Consider the following 17913-nt stretch of genomic DNA (forward strand, 5'->3'; position numbering starts at 1 on the left):
GTTAGGTCTTACTTGTTGAGTATGGTTCTCGACCTAACTCCTTCTTCAGTTACTGTAATAATTGCTGTAAAGCCTTTGTATATAATAGATGCTCTTGCTTGTGAATTTCAGCTTCTGTTGCTTCACGATTTCCTTCAATAACAGGTACCGCTGCCTGAGCGATAATTGGTCCAGTATCCATTCCTTCATCAACAAAATGCACTGTTACACCTGTGATTTTCACACCATGATTGATGGCCTGTCCAATAGCGTCCTTTCCAGGAAAAGACGGCAATAAGGAGGGGTGAATATTCACAATTCGCTGTGGAAAGGCTGCTAATAATACGTCACTGATTAAGCGCATATAACCTGCAAGCACAATCCATTTCACATCGCACTCATGTAAAGCATCGATAATAGCTGTTTCATAAGCTGCCTTCGAGGTAAACTCTTTTGGATTTAATGCTAATACTGGAATCCCAAAGTTTTCAGCACGTGTTACTACAAATGCTCCAGGCTTATCTGTGACCACAAGTTCGACCTTCGCATGTAATTCACCACGTTCAATGGCCTCTTGAATGGCTTGAAAATTACTACCGCTGCCTGACGCGAACACGGCGATTTTTGTTGGTGCAGTCATTACACTAAACTCCCATCATGTGAGCCATTAAATACTACCCCGTCGCCTTTAATAACACGTCCTATTGTATAAGCCTTTTCACCATTTGCTTCTACTGCAGCGATTACTTTATCAGCTTCAGTTGTTGGCACAGCGATTACAAAGCCAATACCCATGTTAAACACATTATATAAATCTTTATCTTCTAGCTGCCCTTTATCTTTTAAGAATTCAAAGATACGTAATACAGGCCAAGAACCTAAGTCGATTTCCGTTGCTAGTCCTTCTGGCATCATGCGTGGTAGATTTTCATAGAAACCTCCACCTGTAACATGTGCACAACCATGTACATCTGCTGCCTTTAAAGCTGCTAGTACAGGTTTAGCATATAGCTTTGTTGGCACTAGAAGCGCCTCACCGATTGGTCCTAGATCTTCATAGCCTTCTACAATCGCATCCACCGCATATTGATGATCTGCAAAGACAATTTTACGCACTAAAGAATAACCGTTTGAATGTACACCACTTGAAGCAATCCCAATAAGTACATCGCCTTCTACAATTTTTTCACCTGTCACAATGGCAGATTTTTCACAGGCGCCAACTGCAAAACCAGCTAAATCATATTCATCTTCTTCATAAAGACCAGGCATTTCTGCAGTTTCGCCACCTATTAGTGCCGCACCAGATTGCACACAGCCATCTGCAACGCCTTTGACAATTTGTTCGATTTTTGCAGGCTCTGCTTTTCCAAGCGCTACGTAATCTAAAAAGTAAAGTGGCTCTGCTCCTTGTGCAACAATATCATTTACACACATTGCTACACAGTCCACACCGATTGTATCGTGCTTGTCCACCATGAAAGCCAGTTTTAGTTTTGTTCCAACACCATCTGTTCCAGAAATTAGAACAGGTTCTTTAAGATTCAGTTCTGACAAGTCAAACATGCCACCAAAGCCACCAAACGTCCCCATTACACCTAGACGGTTTGTACGTTCAACATGAGACTTCATTCGTTTTACGGCTTCATAGCCCGCTTCAATATTTACACCTGCTTGTTCATATGCCTTTGACACGCAGAGTTCCTCCTTATCATCCAAGTCGCCTAAGTTTCCTAGATAGAAATGACTGTAAAACCTACTAGAGAACACTAATTTGTTGCGATGTTTTTCTTAACGTAATAATTCTTTTTCATGCGGCAAGATAGTATCCGGGAAAATCTCTGTTGGATATTTGCCTGTAAAGCATGCTAGGCATAGTCCTCGGTTTTCATCTTCATACGGTCGTGCAATAGTCTCTACCATCCCCTCAACAGAAAGGAAAGTCAGAGAATCTGCACCAATTACTTCACGAATTTCATCTACATTATGATTAGAAGCAATCAGTTCTTCATGCGTAGATGTATCAATGCCATAATAACAAGGATCTGTCATTGGCGGTGAAGAAATCACAACATGAACTTCCGCTGCGCCAGCATCTTTTAACATTTTGACAATGCGACGAGATGTTGTACCACGAACAATGGAATCATCCACCATTACTACTTTTTTTCCTTTTACGACTTGAACAACCGGTGAAAGTTTCATTTTTACACCACGTTCACGTAACTCTTGTGTCGGCTGAATAAATGTACGCCCAACATAACGGTTTTTAATAAGACCTAATTCATAAGGAATTCCACTTTCTTCTGCAAAACCAATCGCTGCGGAAATACTTGAATCAGGAACACCCGTTACAACATCTGCCTCAATATGCGTACATTCACGAGCAAGCTGTTTACCCATACGTTTTCTTGCCATATGAACGTTAATACCATCAATATCCGAATCAGGACGAGCTAAATAAACATACTCCATCGCACACATCGAACGTTTTTCCATGTCAGCAAAACGATCCGATTTTACACCCTCATCGTTAATAATGATTAGTTCGCCTGGTTCTACCGAACGAACGAATTCTGCACCAATTAAATCAAATGCACAAGTTTCAGAAGCTACCACCCAGCCATCTCCTAGCTTTCCAAGAGATAATGGACGTAAACCATGTGGATCACGTGCAACAAGCATTTCATCCTTTGTCATAATTAAGAAAGAATACGCACCCTTTAAAAGAGATAGGGCATTTTTCACCTTCGCACGGAATGGTGAATGCGAGCTTTTCTTAATAAGATGCGCCAACACTTCTGTATCAGAGCTCGAATGGAAAATACTACCTTGTCGCTCTAAATATTGTTTTAAATGTGTCGCATTGACTAAGTTACCGTTATGGGCAATTGAAAGGCTACCAGTTGAGGAGTGGAATAATAATGGCTGTACGTTTTCGATACCGCCACCACCAGCAGTCGTGTAACGAACATGCGCAATAGCTGCTTTGCCGTTCACTGCTTTTAATTTATCTTCGTTGAAAACATCATTAACTAGTCCTTCGCCTTTCACCGCGCGAAGATGCTGTCCGTCTGAAACGACAATTCCAGCACCTTCTTGTCCACGGTGTTGAAGAGCATGAAGCCCGTAATAGCTAAGGTGTGCTGGATTTGGGTTACCCCAAATACCAAACACCCCACATTCTTCGTTTAAGCCTCTGAGTTCAGCAAGCATGGGATTGCTCCTTTCCAATTAGAACGGAATTCCTCCACTGTACCTTCTACAAGCACACCTTTGTCCCCGTTGATTTTCACAAGTGCATCGTTTGTTACGACACCAATTTTTTGAGCATCTTTGATGATTTCTACAAATGCTGCAGCATTTTCTTCTTTAACAGTGACAACAAAACGAGATTGACTCTCACTGAATAACGCAGTTGTTGCAGAGCCTGTTAATGTTACATCCACACCAAGACCGTTAGCGCCAAATGTTGTTTCAGCAATCGCGACAGCTAGACCACCCTCTGCTACATCATGAGCAGATTGAACAAGACCTGCTTTAATCGCCTTTAATAAAGCTTGCTGACGTGTCGCTTCAACTTCTAAATCGATAGCTGGCGCTTTCCCTGAAATAACACCATTATTTAATAGTTTTTGAAGCTCTGAACCACCAAATTCTGTTTTTGTCTCACCAATAACAAAGACAATATCTCCTGCAGCTTTTACATCCTGTGTCGTTACATGTGCTAAGTCTTCAATAAGACCAACCATACCAATTGTCGGTGTTGGATACACCGCTTCGCCTGAACGTTCATTGTAAAGAGAAACGTTACCTCCGATTACTGGAGCATTTAATGCCGTACAAGCTGCCGAAATACCATCAGCAGATTTTTCAATTTGCCAGAAGATTTCTGGTTTCTCTGGATTACCAAAGTTTAAGCAGTCTGTAATCGCAAGTGGCGTACCACCAGTTGCCACGATATTACGAGCTGCTTCGGCTACCGCGATAGCACCACCCACTTCTGGATCTAAATAGATATAACGAGAGTTACAGTCTGTTGTCATTGCTAACCCTTTATTTGTGCCACGTACTCTAATAACGGCAGCATCAGAGCCTGGTTTAACAACTGTTGATGTACGTACTTGATAATCGTATTGATCATAAACCCACTCTTTAGAAGCAATCGTCGGTGCTTTTAATAAAGCATTTAATGTTTCTTTGTAATCTGTCACAACAGGTTCAGTGTTTTCGATTGCTTGGAACTGAGCATAGTATGCAGGCTCTGCAGATGGTTTATGATAAACAGGTGCATCTTCTGCTAACGCGTCTGCAGATACCTCTGCAACTACTTGTCCTTTGTGTAAAAGACGAAGCATTTTGTCATCTGTCACTCGACCGATTGCTACAGCATCTAAATCATATTTATCGAAAATCGCTTTAATTTCATCTTCGCGACCTTTTTTCACCACTAATAGCATACGTTCTTGAGACTCAGATAGCATCATTTCGTACGCTGTCATACCTGTCTCACGCTGAGGCACTAAGTCTAGGTTCATTTCTACACCAGAACCAGCCTTTGAAGCCATTTCTGCCGAAGAAGAAGTAAGACCAGCTGCACCCATATCTTGAATACCAACTAAAGCATCAGATTTTACAACTTCTAAACATGCTTCAAGTAAAAGTTTTTCCATGAATGGGTCCCCTACTTGTACTGCTGGACGTTGGTTTTCTGACTCCTCTGTTAATTCCTCAGAGGCAAATGTTGCACCATGAATTCCGTCACGACCTGTTTTCGCACCAACGTACATCACTGTATTACCGACACCTGCCGCAATACCACGTTGAATATCTTTATGGTCGATTAAACCGACACACATAGCATTTACAAGTGGATTACCTTCATAGCAAGGGTCGAATTGAATTTCGCCACCTACTGTAGGAATTCCGATACAGTTACCATACCCTGCAATACCAGCAACTACTTCTTCAAATAGATATTTACCACGCGCTGATTTTAATTCACCAAAGCGTAATGAGTTTAACATGGCGATTGGACGTGCACCCATTGAGAAAACATCACGGATAATACCACCCACACCAGTTGCAGCTCCTTGATAAGGTTCTATTGCAGATGGATGGTTATGTGATTCCATTTTAAACACTACTGCTTGTTCGTCACCAATATCAACAATACCTGCACCTTCACCTGGTCCTTGTAAAACTTGAGGCCCTTTTGTAGGGAATTTACGTAGTACTGGCTTTGAATTTTTGTAAGAGCAGTGCTCAGACCACATTACTGAGAAAAGACCTGTCTCTGTCCAGTTAGGTAGACGTCCTAAAATACCTTCTACCATTGCAAATTCTTCGTCTGACATCCCCATTCCAGCGTATAGCTTTTCATCTTTAATTTGCTGTGCTGTTGGCTCAAACTTAGTTGTTGACATGATTTTCCCTCCACTGCTTCACGATTGATTTAAATACTGCTAGACCGTCTGCGCCGCCCACCAGTGCATCAACAGCTCGCTCTGGGTGTGGCATCATCCCTAATACATTGCCGCGCTCGTTTATAATCCCTGCGATATCTTCTAAAGAACCGTTTGGATTGTCACCTGAGTATGTGAATACGATTTGATTATTATCTTTTAGTGATTGTAAAGTTTCCTCATCACAGTAGTAATTCCCTTCACCATGTGCGATTGGAATATTGATGATTTGACCTTGCTCATATTGATTTGTGAATGATGTATTGTTGTTTTCAACTTTAAGCTGCACTGTACGGCACATAAATTTTAAGTTTTTATTGCGCAATAAAGCTCCTGGCAATAAACCTGCTTCCGTTAGGATTTGGAAGCCATTACATACACCTAATACAGGTTTACCAGCATCTGCTGCTTTCTTAACTTCTGCCATAATGTTAGATTGATTAGCCATTGCACCACAACGAAGATAATCTCCATAGGAGAATCCTCCAGGTACTAATACGCCATCAAAACCACTTAGATCTGTTGCTGTATGCCATACATATTCTACTTCTTCACCTAGCTCGTCTTTAATCGCATGATACATATCGATATCACAGTTTGACCCAGGGAATACGAGTACTGCGAATTTCATGATTAATTAGCCTCCTCGACTTCGTAACGGTAGTCTTCAATTACAACGTTCGTTAAAACCTTTTCACACATTTCTTTTACTAGCGTATCAATGTCACGTTCTGTATCTTTAATTGATAGTTCAAGATATTTACCGATACGTAAATCTTCTACTTCACCGTAGCCCATTTTAGCTAAAGAACCTTGTACTGCAGAGCCTTGAGGATCAAGAATGCTCTCACGTAATGTTACATAGATTTTTACTTTTTTCATTGTTATTTGCCTCCGAGTCTAGAAAGTATAATAGTATAAACTTCAGTTAAATTACCAAGGTCTCGACGAAAAACATCTTTGTCTAACTTTTGCTTTGTTGTTGCATCCCAAAGTCGGCATGTATCTGGTGAAATTTCATCTGCCAGTAATACATGACCATCCAAATCACGACCAAACTCTAATTTAAAATCAATCAATGTCACATTGACATCTGCAAAGATTGGCTGTAGCACTTTGTTAACGGCTAGTGCACCATCATAAACAGCTGTTACTTCAGTAGGTGTGGCAAGTTCAAGAACATCAATATGCTCTGTCGTAATAAGTGGATCGCCTAATTCATCGTCTTTATAATAAAATTCAACGATTGGTCGTTTTAAAGGTGTCCCCTCTTCAAGACCCAGACGTTTTGCTAAACTTCCAGCAGCGATATTACGAACAACAACCTCAATCGGAATAATTTCTACTTTTTTTACAAGTTGTTGTGTATCTGATAATTGTTTTACGAAATGTGACGCAATTCCGTTAGCTTGTAATTTTTCGAAAATTAATGAAGTAATGCGATTATTTAAAATGCCTTTACCTTCAATTTCCTCTTTCTTTTCACCATTAAATGCTGTTGCACTATCCTTGTACTCAACAAGTAGCACATTTGGCTCCTCTGTTGTGAACAATTTTTTTGCTTTACCTTCATACAAAAGTTGACCTTTAGTCATTTCGTTTTCCCCCTGATATTATGAGATACGCTTGTAATCATGTTCAGAATTGAACCGTATTTCTACGATTCAACTCTGAAACTTTTACTGGTGGCTCTAACATTTATTTTAAGATGGCTAAATAAATATTAGTTAAGTCCTAGTCGTTCAAAAATCATATCAACGTGCTGTAAGTGGTAGTTGTAATCAAAACAATCATCCAACTCTTCTTTCGTTAAATAAGATGTGATTTTTTCACTTGCATCAACTAATGCACGGAACTGAACTTGCTCGTCCCAAGCCTGCATTGCTAAAGGTTGTACTGTATCATAAGCTTCCTCACGTACTAAGCCTTTGTCAATCAATGCTAGTAAGATGCGTTGAGAATAAATAAGACCAAATGTACGATCCATATTACGTTTCATGTTCTCAGGGAATACTGTTAAGTTTTTCACAATATTACCGAAGCGATTTAACATATAGTTAAGAGTAATTGTTGCATCCGGTAAAATAACGCGCTCTGCAGATGAATGCGAAATATCACGTTCATGCCATAAAGCCACATTTTCATAAGCTGTCACCATATATCCACGCATTAAACGAGACATACCAACCATATTTTCCGAACCGATTGGATTACGTTTATGTGGCATTGCTGATGATCCTTTTTGACCTTTTGCAAAAGCTTCTTCCACTTCACGTGTTTCAGATTTCTGTAACCCGCGAATTTCTGTTGCAAATTTTTCAATTGAGCTAGCGATTAAAGCTAATGCACCTAAATACTGCGCATGGCGGTCACGCTGTAAAGTTTGTGTTGAAATCGGTGATGCTGCAAGGCCTAATTTATCGCAAACATATTGCTCAACACGAGGATCGATATTGGCATATGTTCCAACAGCTCCAGACATTTTCCCTGTTTCAATTACTTTGGCAGCTGCTTCAAAACGTTCAAGGTTACGCTTCATTTCCTCATACCATAAACCAAGTTTCAAACCGAAAGTTGTTGGTTCTGCATGAACACCATGTGTGCGTCCCATCATAACTGTATGTTTATGTTCTTTTGCCTTAACAGCAATAATATCAATGAAATTTACGATATCTTTACGTAAAATATCATTTGCTTGTTTGATTAAATAAGAAAGGGCTGTATCTACTACGTCTGTAGAAGTTAAACCATAATGTACCCATTTACGTTCTTCACCAAGTGTTTCAGAAACAGCACGGGTAAAGGCTACAACGTCATGACGAGTTTCTTGTTCAATTTCTAATATACGATTCACATCAAATGAAGCATTTTCACGAATTTTAGCAACATCCTCTTTTGGAATATCACCTAACTCTGCCCATGCCTCACAAGCTAAAATTTCAACCTCTAGCCATGCTTGGTATTTATTTTGTTCTGTCCAAATTGCGCCCATTTCGGGTCTTGTGTAACGTTCAATCATCGCGTATCTCCTTCTATTCTGACCAAATGCCAGAACTCTCGATTTGTTGTAGTGTTGCTTCTAAGTCTTTTGTCATAATCGTTACATGGCCCATTTTACGGTTGACCTTAGCTTCAGCTTTCCCATAAAGATGTATAGACCATTCAGGATATTTAGCAATTGAGTTACTGAGTGGCACGACATGCTGCCCTAATACATTGACCATAATGGATGGTGCCCATAGTTGTGGCTTACGTAATGGCCATCCACAAACAGCACGAATATGCTGATGGAATTGTGAAACATTACATGCTTCAATTGAATAGTGACCAGAATTATGAGGTCTTGGCGCTAATTCATTAATAACAATGCCACCATCTTCTAACACAAACATTTCTACCGCTAGCGTTCCTATTAAATGTAAGTAATCTGCAATTTTTAAAGCTTCTCGTTCAGCAGCTTGAGCTGTGCTTTCAGTTATGCGAGCAGGCACAATTGTCTCGTGTAGAATATGATGAACATGAATGTTCTCACCAACTGGCTGACAATACGATTCACCATGACCATTTCTTTGAACAATGACCGATACTTCCTTTACGAAAGGAACAAATCCTTCTGCAATACATTGAGAATGCTTGAATAATTCTTTCGCTAAAGGTAAATCTTCAGTTGATTTTAAAAGCTGCTGTCCCTTGCCATCATAACCACCTCTTGCTGTTTTGACTATACAAGGATAACCAATCGAATCAATATTGGCTACTAATTCTTCATAAGTTTTTGCAACAATATATGGTGCTACTGGGCAACCAGCTTTCACAATAGCTTCTTTCTCTGTTATACGGTTTTGTGTAATACGTACCAACTCCGCTCCTTGAGGAACATAAGCCATTTGTGATAAACGCTTTAAGCCTTCATAATCAATATTTTCAAATTCATATGTGATAACATCACTTACTTCTGCAAGTTCTTCTAAAGCAGCTTCATCATCATATGGAGCTACAATACGAATATCAGCTACCTGCCCACACGGCGAGTCCATTGCTGGCTCAAGAACAGCCACTTTAAAACCAGACTCCTTTGCAGCAAGCGCCATCATTCGACCAAGTTGTCCTCCACCTATAATACCTATCGTTTGTCCAGGATAAATAATCTTCGTCACACTAAGTCACCTGTGCTTTCTAATACTTGCTGCTTTGTTGCTTCTCGTCTAGCATCTAATTTATTTGCAAGTTCTGTATCTGTTGTTGACAAAATTTGAGCTGCAAGTAATCCTGCATTTGTCGCTCCTGCTTTGCCAATCGCTACAGTTGCTACAGGTACGCCACCAGGCATTTGAACGATGGATAATAGTGAATCAAGTCCATTAAGTGCGCGTGATTGAACTGGTACACCAATGACAGGTAATGTTGTTTTAGCTGCCACCATTCCTGGTAAATGTGCAGCCCCACCTGCTCCAGCAATAATTACTTGAATGCCTCGTTCGCGAGCTGTCGCTGCATATTCAAACATTAAATCAGGTGTACGATGTGCAGAAACAACTTTCTTTTCGTACGGTACTTGTAATTCATCTAAAATATCACATGCATGTTTCATTGTTTCCCAGTCACTTGAACTACCCATAATGACACCGATTTTCGGATTCATAAATTGTCGCTCCTTTTAAACGATAGAAAAATGATCAATTATTTATTGTGCAAGCAACTATTTTGAATAGCTACTGCAATTCTTATCTATTTACAAAGAAAATCCTCAAATAAACTACTCTCTACCATTACACGTGAAAGCAGTTTACTTGAGGACTATTAGGACAAGAACATCTCCATGTACATAGCTAGCTGTACAGTGACCTTCTCATCATATGCCAAAAGTGCTTTCCCGCATAGTCCAGCATTTACGGTGCCGGGTAGAGACACTAGAGCCAATTCTCTAGCATATATGTGGGATCTATTTGTTTTTCCTTCTCACATTTTAACAAGGGATTGTCTTATCGTCAATGCAAAAATGCGAACATTTTTTATTATGTTAAAAAAAACGTTCGGTTTTTAGTCAAATTCATTCGATATCTTGAGCAGGTATAGCTTTAAACTGGATTTTCTGCCGTAAATAAGCTGGTTCGCCATCTACTATATGAAAAAGCGGCTCTTCTTTTCGTCCTATGGCCATAAAGCCGTCTTTCCGCATTCTTGCCAAACAATCCTCGATTGACTCGTTTTCTTGTACCTCATACCAAATTTGCTTTTTTCCCAACTTTTTCTTCCTTTCCACAGTACATTTTAAATCACAACTAATTTGTAATTTATTATACCTTTTGTTGCTTACAGACGTATGTAAGAACTTAAATAAATAGAAAAAACTGCAGATATTTCTCTCCGCAGTTTTGATTAAGGCTCATGAACCATAAAAAGCTTTTAAATAGATACAAAAAAATAATAGCTGTAGGAATAAATGAAGGACAACAAGAACCATACGATACCCTTTGATGCCTAATAGGGCACTGACGATGCCTAAACCACCTAAAATAAACGGCATAAACATATTTACATGATAGAGAAATGTAAAAAAGTTTCCATACCATTTCGTTGAATCATAACCAAACATAAAGAATGTGAGTAGTAGACTCAAGATCGAAATTGCAGAAAAAATGTTCTGCCTCATTGTGATTCCTCCATTATTAAACCCAATATGTATCTAGTTTAATGAATTTGCCCATAAATCGTATGGAAGTATTTAATCTATTATATCATTTTATGAATAGTTCACAAAATAAAAAAAGCCATGGAATAAATCCATGACTTTCTTAAAGTGCCTAGCGACGTCCTACTCTCACAGGGGGAAGCCCCCAACTACCATCGGCGCTAAAGAGCTTAACTTCCGTGTTCGGTATGGGAACGGGTGTGACCTCTTTGCCATCATCACTAGACTATGTTCGACCTCCAATACACGGCGTATTACTGTGTCTTGAAGTTCTCTTTTTGTTGAAAGAATTATTCTTTCAAAACTGGATAAACGTGCATTGAATGGTTCAAACGTTTTGGTTAAGTCCTCGATCGATTAGTATTCGTCAGCTCCATGTGTCACCACACTTCCACCTCGAACCTATCTACCTCATCGTCTTTGAGGGATCTTACTTACTTGCGTAATGGGAAATCTCATCTTGAGGGGGGCTTCATGCTTAGATGCTTTCAGCACTTATCCCGTCCACACATAGCTACCCAGCGATGCCTTTGGCAAGACAACTGGTACACCAGCGGTGTGTCCATCCCGGTCCTCTCGTACTAAGGACAGCTCCTCTCAAATTTCCTACGCCCACGACGGATAGGGACCGAACTGTCTCACGACGTTCTGAACCCAGCTCGCGTACCGCTTTAATGGGCGAACAGCCCAACCCTTGGGACCGACTACAGCCCCAGGATGCGATGAGCCGACATCGAGGTGCCAAACCTCCCCGTCGATGTGGACTCTTGGGGGAGATAAGCCTGTTATCCCCGGGGTAGCTTTTATCCGTTGAGCGATGGCCCTTCCATGCGGAACCACCGGATCACTAAGCCCGTCTTTCGACCCTGCTCGACTTGTAGGTCTCGCAGTCAAGCTCCCTTGTGCCTTTACACTCTACGAATGATTTCCAACCATTCTGAGGGAACCTTTGGGCGCCTCCGTTACCTTTTAGGAGGCGACCGCCCCAGTCAAACTGTCCGCCTGACACTGTCTCCTGCCCCGCTAAGGGGCATGGGTTAGAATTTCAATACAACCAGGGTAGTATCCCACCGACGCCTCCTTCGAAGCTGGCGCTCCGAGATCTCTGGCTCCTACCTATCCTGTACAAGTTGTACCAAAATTCAATATCAGGCTACAGTAAAGCTCCACGGGGTCTTTCCGTCCTGTCGCGGGTAACCTGCATCTTCACAGGTACTATAATTTCACCGAGTCTCTCGTTGAGACAGTGCCCAGATCGTTACGCCTTTCGTGCGGGTCGGAACTTACCCGACAAGGAATTTCGCTACCTTAGGACCGTTATAGTTACGGCCGCCGTTTACTGGGGCTTCAATTCGCAGCTTCGCTTGCGCTAACCACTCCTCTTAACCTTCCAGCACCGGGCAGGCGTCAGCCCCTATACGTCACCTTACGGTTTTGCAGAGACCTGTGTTTTTGCTAAACAGTCGCCTGGGCCTATTCACTGCGGCTCTCATGCGCTTGCACGCTCAAGAGCACCCCTTCTCCCGAAGTTACGGGGTCATTTTGCCGAGTTCCTTAACGAGAGTTCTCTCGCACACCTTAGGATTCTCTCCTCGACTACCTGTGTCGGTTTGCGGTACGGGCACCTCTCACCTCGATAGAGGCTTTTCTTGGCAGTGTGAAATCAGGAACTTCGTCCATACGGACTCGCCATCACAGCTCAACGTTACAGTGTGCGGATTTGCCTACACACACGCCTTACTGCTTGGACGCGCATATCCAACAGCGCGCTTACCCTATCCTACTGCGTCCCCCCATTTCTCAAACGGTGAGGAGGTGGTACAGGAATATCAACCTGTTGTCCATCGCCTACGCCTATCGGCCTCGGCTTAGGTCCCGACTAACCCTGAGCGGACGAGCCTTCCTCAGGAAACCTTAGTCATACGGTGGACGGGATTCTCACCCGTCTTTCGCTACTCATACCGGCATTCTCACTTCTAAGCGCTCCACCAGTCCTTCCGGTCTGACTTCAACGCACTTAGAACGCTCTCCTACCACTGACATCGTAGATGTCAATCCACAGCTTCGGTGAATCGTTTAGCCCCGATACATTTTCGGCGCAGCGTCACTCGACCAGTGAGCTATTACGCACTCTTTAAATGATGGCTGCTTCTAAGCCAACATCCTGGTTGTCTGTGCAACGCCACATCCTTTTCCACTTAACGATTACTTTGGGACCTTAGCTGGTGGTCTGGGCTGTTTCCCTTTTGACTACGGATCTTATCACTCGCAGTCTGACTCCCGTGTATAAATATCTGGCATTCGGAGTTTGTCTGAATTCGGTAAACCGGGATGGCCCCCTAGTCCAAACAGTGCTCTACCTCCAGTATTCTCATCACGAGGCTAGCCCTAAAGCTATTTCGGAGAGAACCAGCTATCTCCAAGTTCGATTGGAATTTCTCCGCTACCCACACCTCATCCCCGCACTTTTCAACGTGCGTGGGTTCGGGCCTCCAGTAAGTGTTACCTCACCTTCACCCTGGACATGGGTAGATCACCTGGTTTCGGGTCTACGACCACGTACTATTTCGCCCTATTCAGACTCGCTTTCGCTGCGGCTCCGCCTTCTAAAGCTTAACCTCGCACGTAATCGTAACTCGCCGGTTCATTCTACAAAAGGCACGCTATCACCCATTAACGGGCTCTAACTACTTGTAGGCACACGGTTTCAGGATCTCTTTCACTCCCCTTCCGGGGTGCTTTTCACCTTTCCCTCACGGTACTGGTTCACTATCGGTCACTAGGTAGTATTTAGCCTTGGGAGATGGTCCTCCCGGATTCCGACGGAATTTCACGTGTTCCGCCGTACTCAGGATCCACTCAGGAGGGAACGAACTTTCGACTACAGGGCTTTTACCTGCTCTGGCGGACCTTTCCAAGTCGCTTCATCTAACTCGCTCTTTTGTAACTCCGTATTGAGTGTCCTACAACCCCAAGAGGCAAGCCTCTTGGTTTGGGCTCTTCCCGTTTCGCTCGCCGCTACTCAGGGAATCGATTTTTCTTTCTCTTCCTCCAGGTACTTAGATGTTTCAGTTCCCTGGGTCTGCCTTCAAGACGCTATGTATTCACGTCAAGATACTACGCGATTAAACGTAGTGGGTTCCCCCATTCGGAAATCTCCGGATCAAAGCTCACTTACAGCTCCCCGAAGCATATCGGTGTTAGTGCCGTCCTTCTTCGGCTCCTAGTGCCAAGGCATTCGCCGTGCGCCCTTAATAACTTAACCAAGTTATTAAGCCTATAAAAAACTTAAAAAATAAATGTGTTTGTTACAATTTCAATGTCGTTTTATCCAGTTTTCAAAGAACAAGTTTTGAAGTGTTTCATTCAGAAGAATGAACCTTCAAAACTGAACGCAAAACGTAATCTTACAAACCCAAGGTTTGTATTCCGAAATAATCCTTAGAAAGGAGGTGATCCAGCCGCACCTTCCGATACGGCTACCTTGTTACGACTTCACCCCAATCATCTATCCCACCTTCGGCGGCTGGCTCCAAAAGGTTACCTCACCGACTTCGGGTGTTACAAACTCTCGTGGTGTGACGGGCGGTGTGTACAAGGCCCGGGAACGTATTCACCGCGGCATGCTGATCCGCGATTACTAGCGATTCCGGCTTCATGTAGGCGAGTTGCAGCCTACAATCCGAACTGAGAACGACTTTATCGGATTAGCTCCCTCTCGCGAGTTGGCAACCGTTTGTATCGTCCATTGTAGCACGTGTGTAGCCCAGGTCATAAGGGGCATGATGATTTGACGTCATCCCCACCTTCCTCCGGTTTGTCACCGGCAGTCACCTTAGAGTGCCCAACTAAATGATGGCAACTAAGATCAAGGGTTGCGCTCGTTGCGGGACTTAACCCAACATCTCACGACACGAGCTGACGACAACCATGCACCACCTGTCACCGTTGCCCCCGAAGGGGAAACTATATCTCTACAGTGGTCAACGGGATGTCAAGACCTGGTAAGGTTCTTCGCGTTGCTTCGAATTAAACCACATGCTCCACCGCTTGTGCGGGCCCCCGTCAATTCCTTTGAGTTTCAGTCTTGCGACCGTACTCCCCAGGCGGAGTGCTTAATGCGTTAGCTGCAGCACTAAGGGGCGGAAACCCCCTAACACTTAGCACTCATCGTTTACGGCGTGGACTACCAGGGTATCTAATCCTGTTTGCTCCCCACGCTTTCGCGCCTCAGTGTCAGTTACAGACCAGATAGTCGCCTTCGCCACTGGTGTTCCTCCAAATCTCTACGCATTTCACCGCTACACTTGGAATTCCACTATCCTCTTCTGCACTCAAGTCTCCCAGTTTCCAATGACCCTCCACGGTTGAGCCGTGGGCTTTCACATCAGACTTAAGAAACCACCTGCGCGCGCTTTACGCCCAATAATTCCGGACAACGCTTGCCACCTACGTATTACCGCGGCTGCTGGCACGTAGTTAGCCGTGGCTTTCTAATAAGGTACCGTCAAGGTACAGCCAGTTACTACTGTACTTGTTCTTCCCTTACAACAGAGTTTTACGAACCGAAATCCTTCTTCACTCACGCGGCGTTGCTCCATCAGGCTTTCGCCCATTGTGGAAGATTCCCTACTGCTGCCTCCCGTAGGAGTCTGGGCCGTGTCTCAGTCCCAGTGTGGCCGATCACCCTCTCAGGTCGGCTACGCATCGTCGCCTTGGTGAGCCGTTACCTCACCAACTAGCTAATGCGCCGCGGGCCCATCCTATAGCGACAGCCGAAACCGTCTTTCAGTGTTTCACCATGAGGTGAAACAAATTATTCGGTATTAGCCCCGGTTTCCCGGAGTTATCCCAAACTATAGGGTAGGTTGCCCACGTGTTACTCACCCGTCCGCCGCTAACGTCGAAGGAGCAAGCTCCTTCTCTGTTCGCTCGACTTGCATGTATTAGGCACGCCGCCAGCGTTCGTCCTGAGCCAGGATCAAACTCTCCATAAAAGAAATTTGATTAGCTCAAATTGTTTTGCTGGCATCAATTTTGATGTCCAAAATTTTTGTTTCGTTCACTCGCCGAAGCTAGCTACTTAAAACTTTATTGATTACGTTTTGCTTGTTCAGTTTTCAAGGTTCATTTAGTAGTTATACTAAGTAACTTTTTATAATTTAACATAATGTTAACTTACTGTCAACCGTTTATGTTAATATTTTTTAAGTTGTTCGTTTGTTTCGTAACAACGTGTTTAAATATATCATCATAAATTTAAGTTTGCAAGTGTTTCATTAAAGTAAAACTATTCACATTATTAAAAATCGAGTTTCTTCTATATAATGTATAAAAATAATAACTTCTTTTGTTTAGGATTTACACTTTTTTCGATTTCCTTAAACAATAAAAAAACACTTCAATTGTTAGTACCTTACCTAACAATTGAAGTGTCTGTTTAACTACCGTACCCAAATGAAGTATGCAAGGAAGACAAAGAATAAACCATACATCATCGGGTGAATTTCTTTTTTACGACCTGCTAATAACATTGTAATTGGGTAGAATACGAAGCCGATTGCAATACCAGTAGCAATTGAATAACCGAGTGGCATCATTAGTACGGTAAAGAATGCAGGTACTGCTATTTCGAATTTATCCCAATCAATTAAACGTAATGACGATACCATCAGTACCCCTACGATTACTAAAGCCGGAGCAGTAACTGCTGGCGTTACAACCGCTAATAATGGTGAGAAGAATAGAGCAACTAAGAATAGTACTGCTGTTACGACTGCAGAGAATCCTGAGCGAGCCCCTGCTGCAACACCAGAAGTTGACTCTACATAAGCAGTTGTTGTAGATGTACCAAATAAAGAACCGATTGTCGTTGCTAGTGCATCTGCCATTAAAGCACGTCCTGCACGTGGTAATTTATTATCTTTTACTAAGCCTGCCTGCGTTGCTACAGCCATTAAAGTACCAGCTGTATCAAAGAAATCAACAAACAAGAATGTTAACACTACTACTAAAAACTTCACGTTAAATAATGTACCGAAGTCACCAAGTGGTTCTAATGCTACCATGAATGTAGAATCTACACTTGGGATAGCTGAAACAACCGCTGTTGGAGGATCGATGATACCTGTAATCATCCCAATAACTGCAGTAATCACCATCCCTAAGAAAATACCAACACTGCGTAATTTAATGATAAGAATAACTGAAAGTATAATTCCGAATACTGCTAATAATGTAGCGCCTGTGAAACTTCCTAAAGTGACTAATGTCGCTGGGCTATCAACAATAATCCCTGCACCTTGTAAACCAACGAATGTGATAAATAAACCAATACCTGCCGAAACAGCATATTTAAGTTGTACCGGAATAGCGTTAATAACGGTTTCACGGATACCTGTTAAAGATAAAATAATAAAGATAATCCCCGAGAAGAATACACCTGTTAAACCAGTTTGCCATGGAATACCGTATGCTCCGACTACAGTAAATGCAAAGAATGCATTTAGCCCCATCCCAGGAGCAAGTGAAATCGGGAACTTAGCGAAAATCCCCATAATCAAAGAACCGACTGCTGCTGCTAATGCTGTTGCTACGAAAACAGCACCTTTATCCATCCCTGCATTTTCTAGAATACCTGGGTTAACAGCTAGAATATATGCCATTGCAAGGAAGGTTGTAATACCACCTATGATTTCGCGGCGATAATTAGTTCCTAATTCATCGAACATGAAATATTTTTTCATTATCAAAAAATCCTCCGTGTGGTCGTCTTCA

13 protein-coding genes, 3 rRNA genes and 1 riboswitch are annotated in these 17913 nt (G+C 42.5%); all 16 genes read right to left on the reverse strand.

Annotated elements, in window-relative coordinates; translation table 11 throughout:
* Positions 1 to 49: 49 nt before the first annotated feature.
* The 16 genes from purN to MHB65_RS21645 all read right to left on the reverse strand — a co-directional run bounded on the left by purN (position 50) and on the right by MHB65_RS21645 (position 17882).
* Positions 50 to 619, reverse strand: a complete 570-nt coding sequence (gene purN / locus MHB65_RS21570) for a phosphoribosylglycinamide formyltransferase (protein ID WP_342441674.1) — start codon at positions 617 to 619, stop codon at positions 50 to 52.
* The gene (gene purM, locus MHB65_RS21575) at positions 619 to 1674 is read right to left on the reverse strand and encodes a phosphoribosylformylglycinamidine cyclo-ligase (RefSeq protein ID WP_205445736.1); all 1056 of its coding nucleotides are present in this window, start codon (positions 1672 to 1674) and stop codon (positions 619 to 621) included. Before purM ends, purN begins: the two co-directional genes overlap by 1 nt.
* A gap of 96 nt (positions 1675 to 1770) precedes the next feature.
* Positions 1771 to 3195, reverse strand: a complete 1425-nt coding sequence (gene purF / locus MHB65_RS21580) for an amidophosphoribosyltransferase (protein WP_342441675.1) — start codon at positions 3193 to 3195, stop codon at positions 1771 to 1773.
* The gene (purL, locus tag MHB65_RS21585) at positions 3171 to 5405 is read right to left on the reverse strand and encodes a phosphoribosylformylglycinamidine synthase subunit PurL (RefSeq protein WP_342441676.1); all 2235 of its coding nucleotides are present in this window, start codon (positions 5403 to 5405) and stop codon (positions 3171 to 3173) included. The genes purF and purL overlap by 25 nt, the downstream gene beginning before the upstream one ends.
* Positions 5392 to 6075 carry a phosphoribosylformylglycinamidine synthase subunit PurQ gene (gene purQ, locus MHB65_RS21590; RefSeq protein WP_205445741.1) on the reverse strand — a complete coding sequence of 228 codons (684 nt, stop codon included), beginning with the start codon at positions 6073 to 6075 and terminating at the stop codon, positions 5392 to 5394. Before purQ ends, purL begins: the two co-directional genes overlap by 14 nt.
* A 2-nt stretch (positions 6076 to 6077) precedes the next feature.
* Entirely contained in the window at positions 6078 to 6326 is a 249-nt protein-coding gene (gene purS / locus MHB65_RS21595) for a phosphoribosylformylglycinamidine synthase subunit PurS (RefSeq protein WP_342441677.1), read from the reverse strand.
* A 2-nt stretch (positions 6327 to 6328) separates the two neighbouring features.
* On the reverse strand, positions 6329 to 7039 hold the full coding sequence (gene purC, locus MHB65_RS21600) for a phosphoribosylaminoimidazolesuccinocarboxamide synthase (RefSeq protein WP_342441678.1): 711 nt from the start codon (positions 7037 to 7039) through the stop codon (positions 6329 to 6331).
* A gap of 128 nt (positions 7040 to 7167) precedes the next feature.
* Complete coding sequence (purB, locus tag MHB65_RS21605) at positions 7168 to 8463, reverse strand: adenylosuccinate lyase (protein ID WP_342441679.1); 1296 nt, start codon at positions 8461 to 8463, stop codon at positions 7168 to 7170.
* A 13-nt stretch (positions 8464 to 8476) separates the two neighbouring features.
* Positions 8477 to 9601 (reverse strand): 5-(carboxyamino)imidazole ribonucleotide synthase, encoded by a 1125-nt coding sequence (gene purK / locus MHB65_RS21610; RefSeq protein ID WP_205445745.1) that lies wholly within the window; start codon positions 9599 to 9601, stop codon positions 8477 to 8479.
* Complete coding sequence (purE, locus tag MHB65_RS21615) at positions 9598 to 10086, reverse strand: 5-(carboxyamino)imidazole ribonucleotide mutase (RefSeq protein WP_205445747.1); 489 nt, start codon at positions 10084 to 10086, stop codon at positions 9598 to 9600. Before purE ends, purK begins: the two co-directional genes overlap by 4 nt.
* Positions 10087 to 10302: 216 nt before the next feature.
* Positions 10303 to 10401, reverse strand: a riboswitch (purine riboswitch).
* A 93-nt stretch (positions 10402 to 10494) separates the two neighbouring features.
* Positions 10495 to 10689 (reverse strand): NETI motif-containing protein, encoded by a 195-nt coding sequence (locus MHB65_RS21620; RefSeq protein ID WP_205445749.1) that lies wholly within the window; start codon positions 10687 to 10689, stop codon positions 10495 to 10497.
* A 141-nt stretch (positions 10690 to 10830) separates the two neighbouring features.
* Entirely contained in the window at positions 10831 to 11097 is a 267-nt protein-coding gene (locus MHB65_RS21625) for a hypothetical protein (RefSeq protein WP_205445750.1), read from the reverse strand.
* A 149-nt stretch (positions 11098 to 11246) separates the two neighbouring features.
* A 5S ribosomal RNA gene (rrf, locus tag MHB65_RS21630) occupies positions 11247 to 11362 on the reverse strand.
* A gap of 111 nt (positions 11363 to 11473) precedes the next feature.
* Positions 11474 to 14401, reverse strand: a 23S ribosomal RNA gene (locus MHB65_RS21635).
* A gap of 180 nt (positions 14402 to 14581) precedes the next feature.
* Positions 14582 to 16133: ribosomal RNA gene (locus MHB65_RS21640) — 16S ribosomal RNA — on the reverse strand.
* The 16S, 23S and 5S rRNA genes sit together here, the layout of an rRNA operon.
* Before the next feature lie 447 nt (positions 16134 to 16580).
* Positions 16581 to 17882 carry an NCS2 family permease gene (locus MHB65_RS21645; protein WP_205445752.1) on the reverse strand — a complete coding sequence of 434 codons (1302 nt, stop codon included), beginning with the start codon at positions 17880 to 17882 and terminating at the stop codon, positions 16581 to 16583.
* Positions 17883 to 17913 lie beyond the last annotated feature (31 nt).

The organism is Lysinibacillus sp. FSL K6-0075, from assembly GCF_038592945.1.
In the GTDB taxonomy this organism is placed as follows: domain Bacteria; phylum Bacillota; class Bacilli; order Bacillales_A; family Planococcaceae; genus Lysinibacillus; species Lysinibacillus fusiformis_F.

What these genes read in the sequence shown, in the direction of transcription:
- purN (WP_342441674.1), bottom strand. Translation starts at nt 619, where the DNA reads ATGACTGCACCAACAAAAATCGCCGTGTTCGCGTCAGGCAGCGGTAGT.
- purF (WP_342441675.1), bottom strand. Translation starts at nt 3,195, where the DNA reads ATGCTTGCTGAACTCAGAGGCTTAAACGAAGAATGTGGGGTGTTTGGT.
- purL (WP_342441676.1), bottom strand. Translation starts at nt 5,405, where the DNA reads ATGTCAACAACTAAGTTTGAGCCAACAGCACAGCAAATTAAAGATGAA.
- purQ (WP_205445741.1), bottom strand. Translation starts at nt 6,075, where the DNA reads ATGAAATTCGCAGTACTCGTATTCCCTGGGTCAAACTGTGATATCGAT.
- purS (WP_342441677.1), bottom strand. Translation starts at nt 6,326, where the DNA reads ATGAAAAAAGTAAAAATCTATGTAACATTACGTGAGAGCATTCTTGAT.
- purC (WP_342441678.1), bottom strand. Translation starts at nt 7,039, where the DNA reads ATGACTAAAGGTCAACTTTTGTATGAAGGTAAAGCAAAAAAATTGTTC.
- purB (WP_342441679.1), bottom strand. Translation starts at nt 8,463, where the DNA reads ATGATTGAACGTTACACAAGACCCGAAATGGGCGCAATTTGGACAGAA.
- purE (WP_205445747.1), bottom strand. Translation starts at nt 10,086, where the DNA reads ATGAATCCGAAAATCGGTGTCATTATGGGTAGTTCAAGTGACTGGGAA.
- MHB65_RS21625 (WP_205445750.1), bottom strand. Translation starts at nt 11,097, where the DNA reads ATGAGGCAGAACATTTTTTCTGCAATTTCGATCTTGAGTCTACTACTC.
- MHB65_RS21645 (WP_205445752.1), bottom strand. Translation starts at nt 17,882, where the DNA reads ATGAAAAAATATTTCATGTTCGATGAATTAGGAACTAATTATCGCCGC.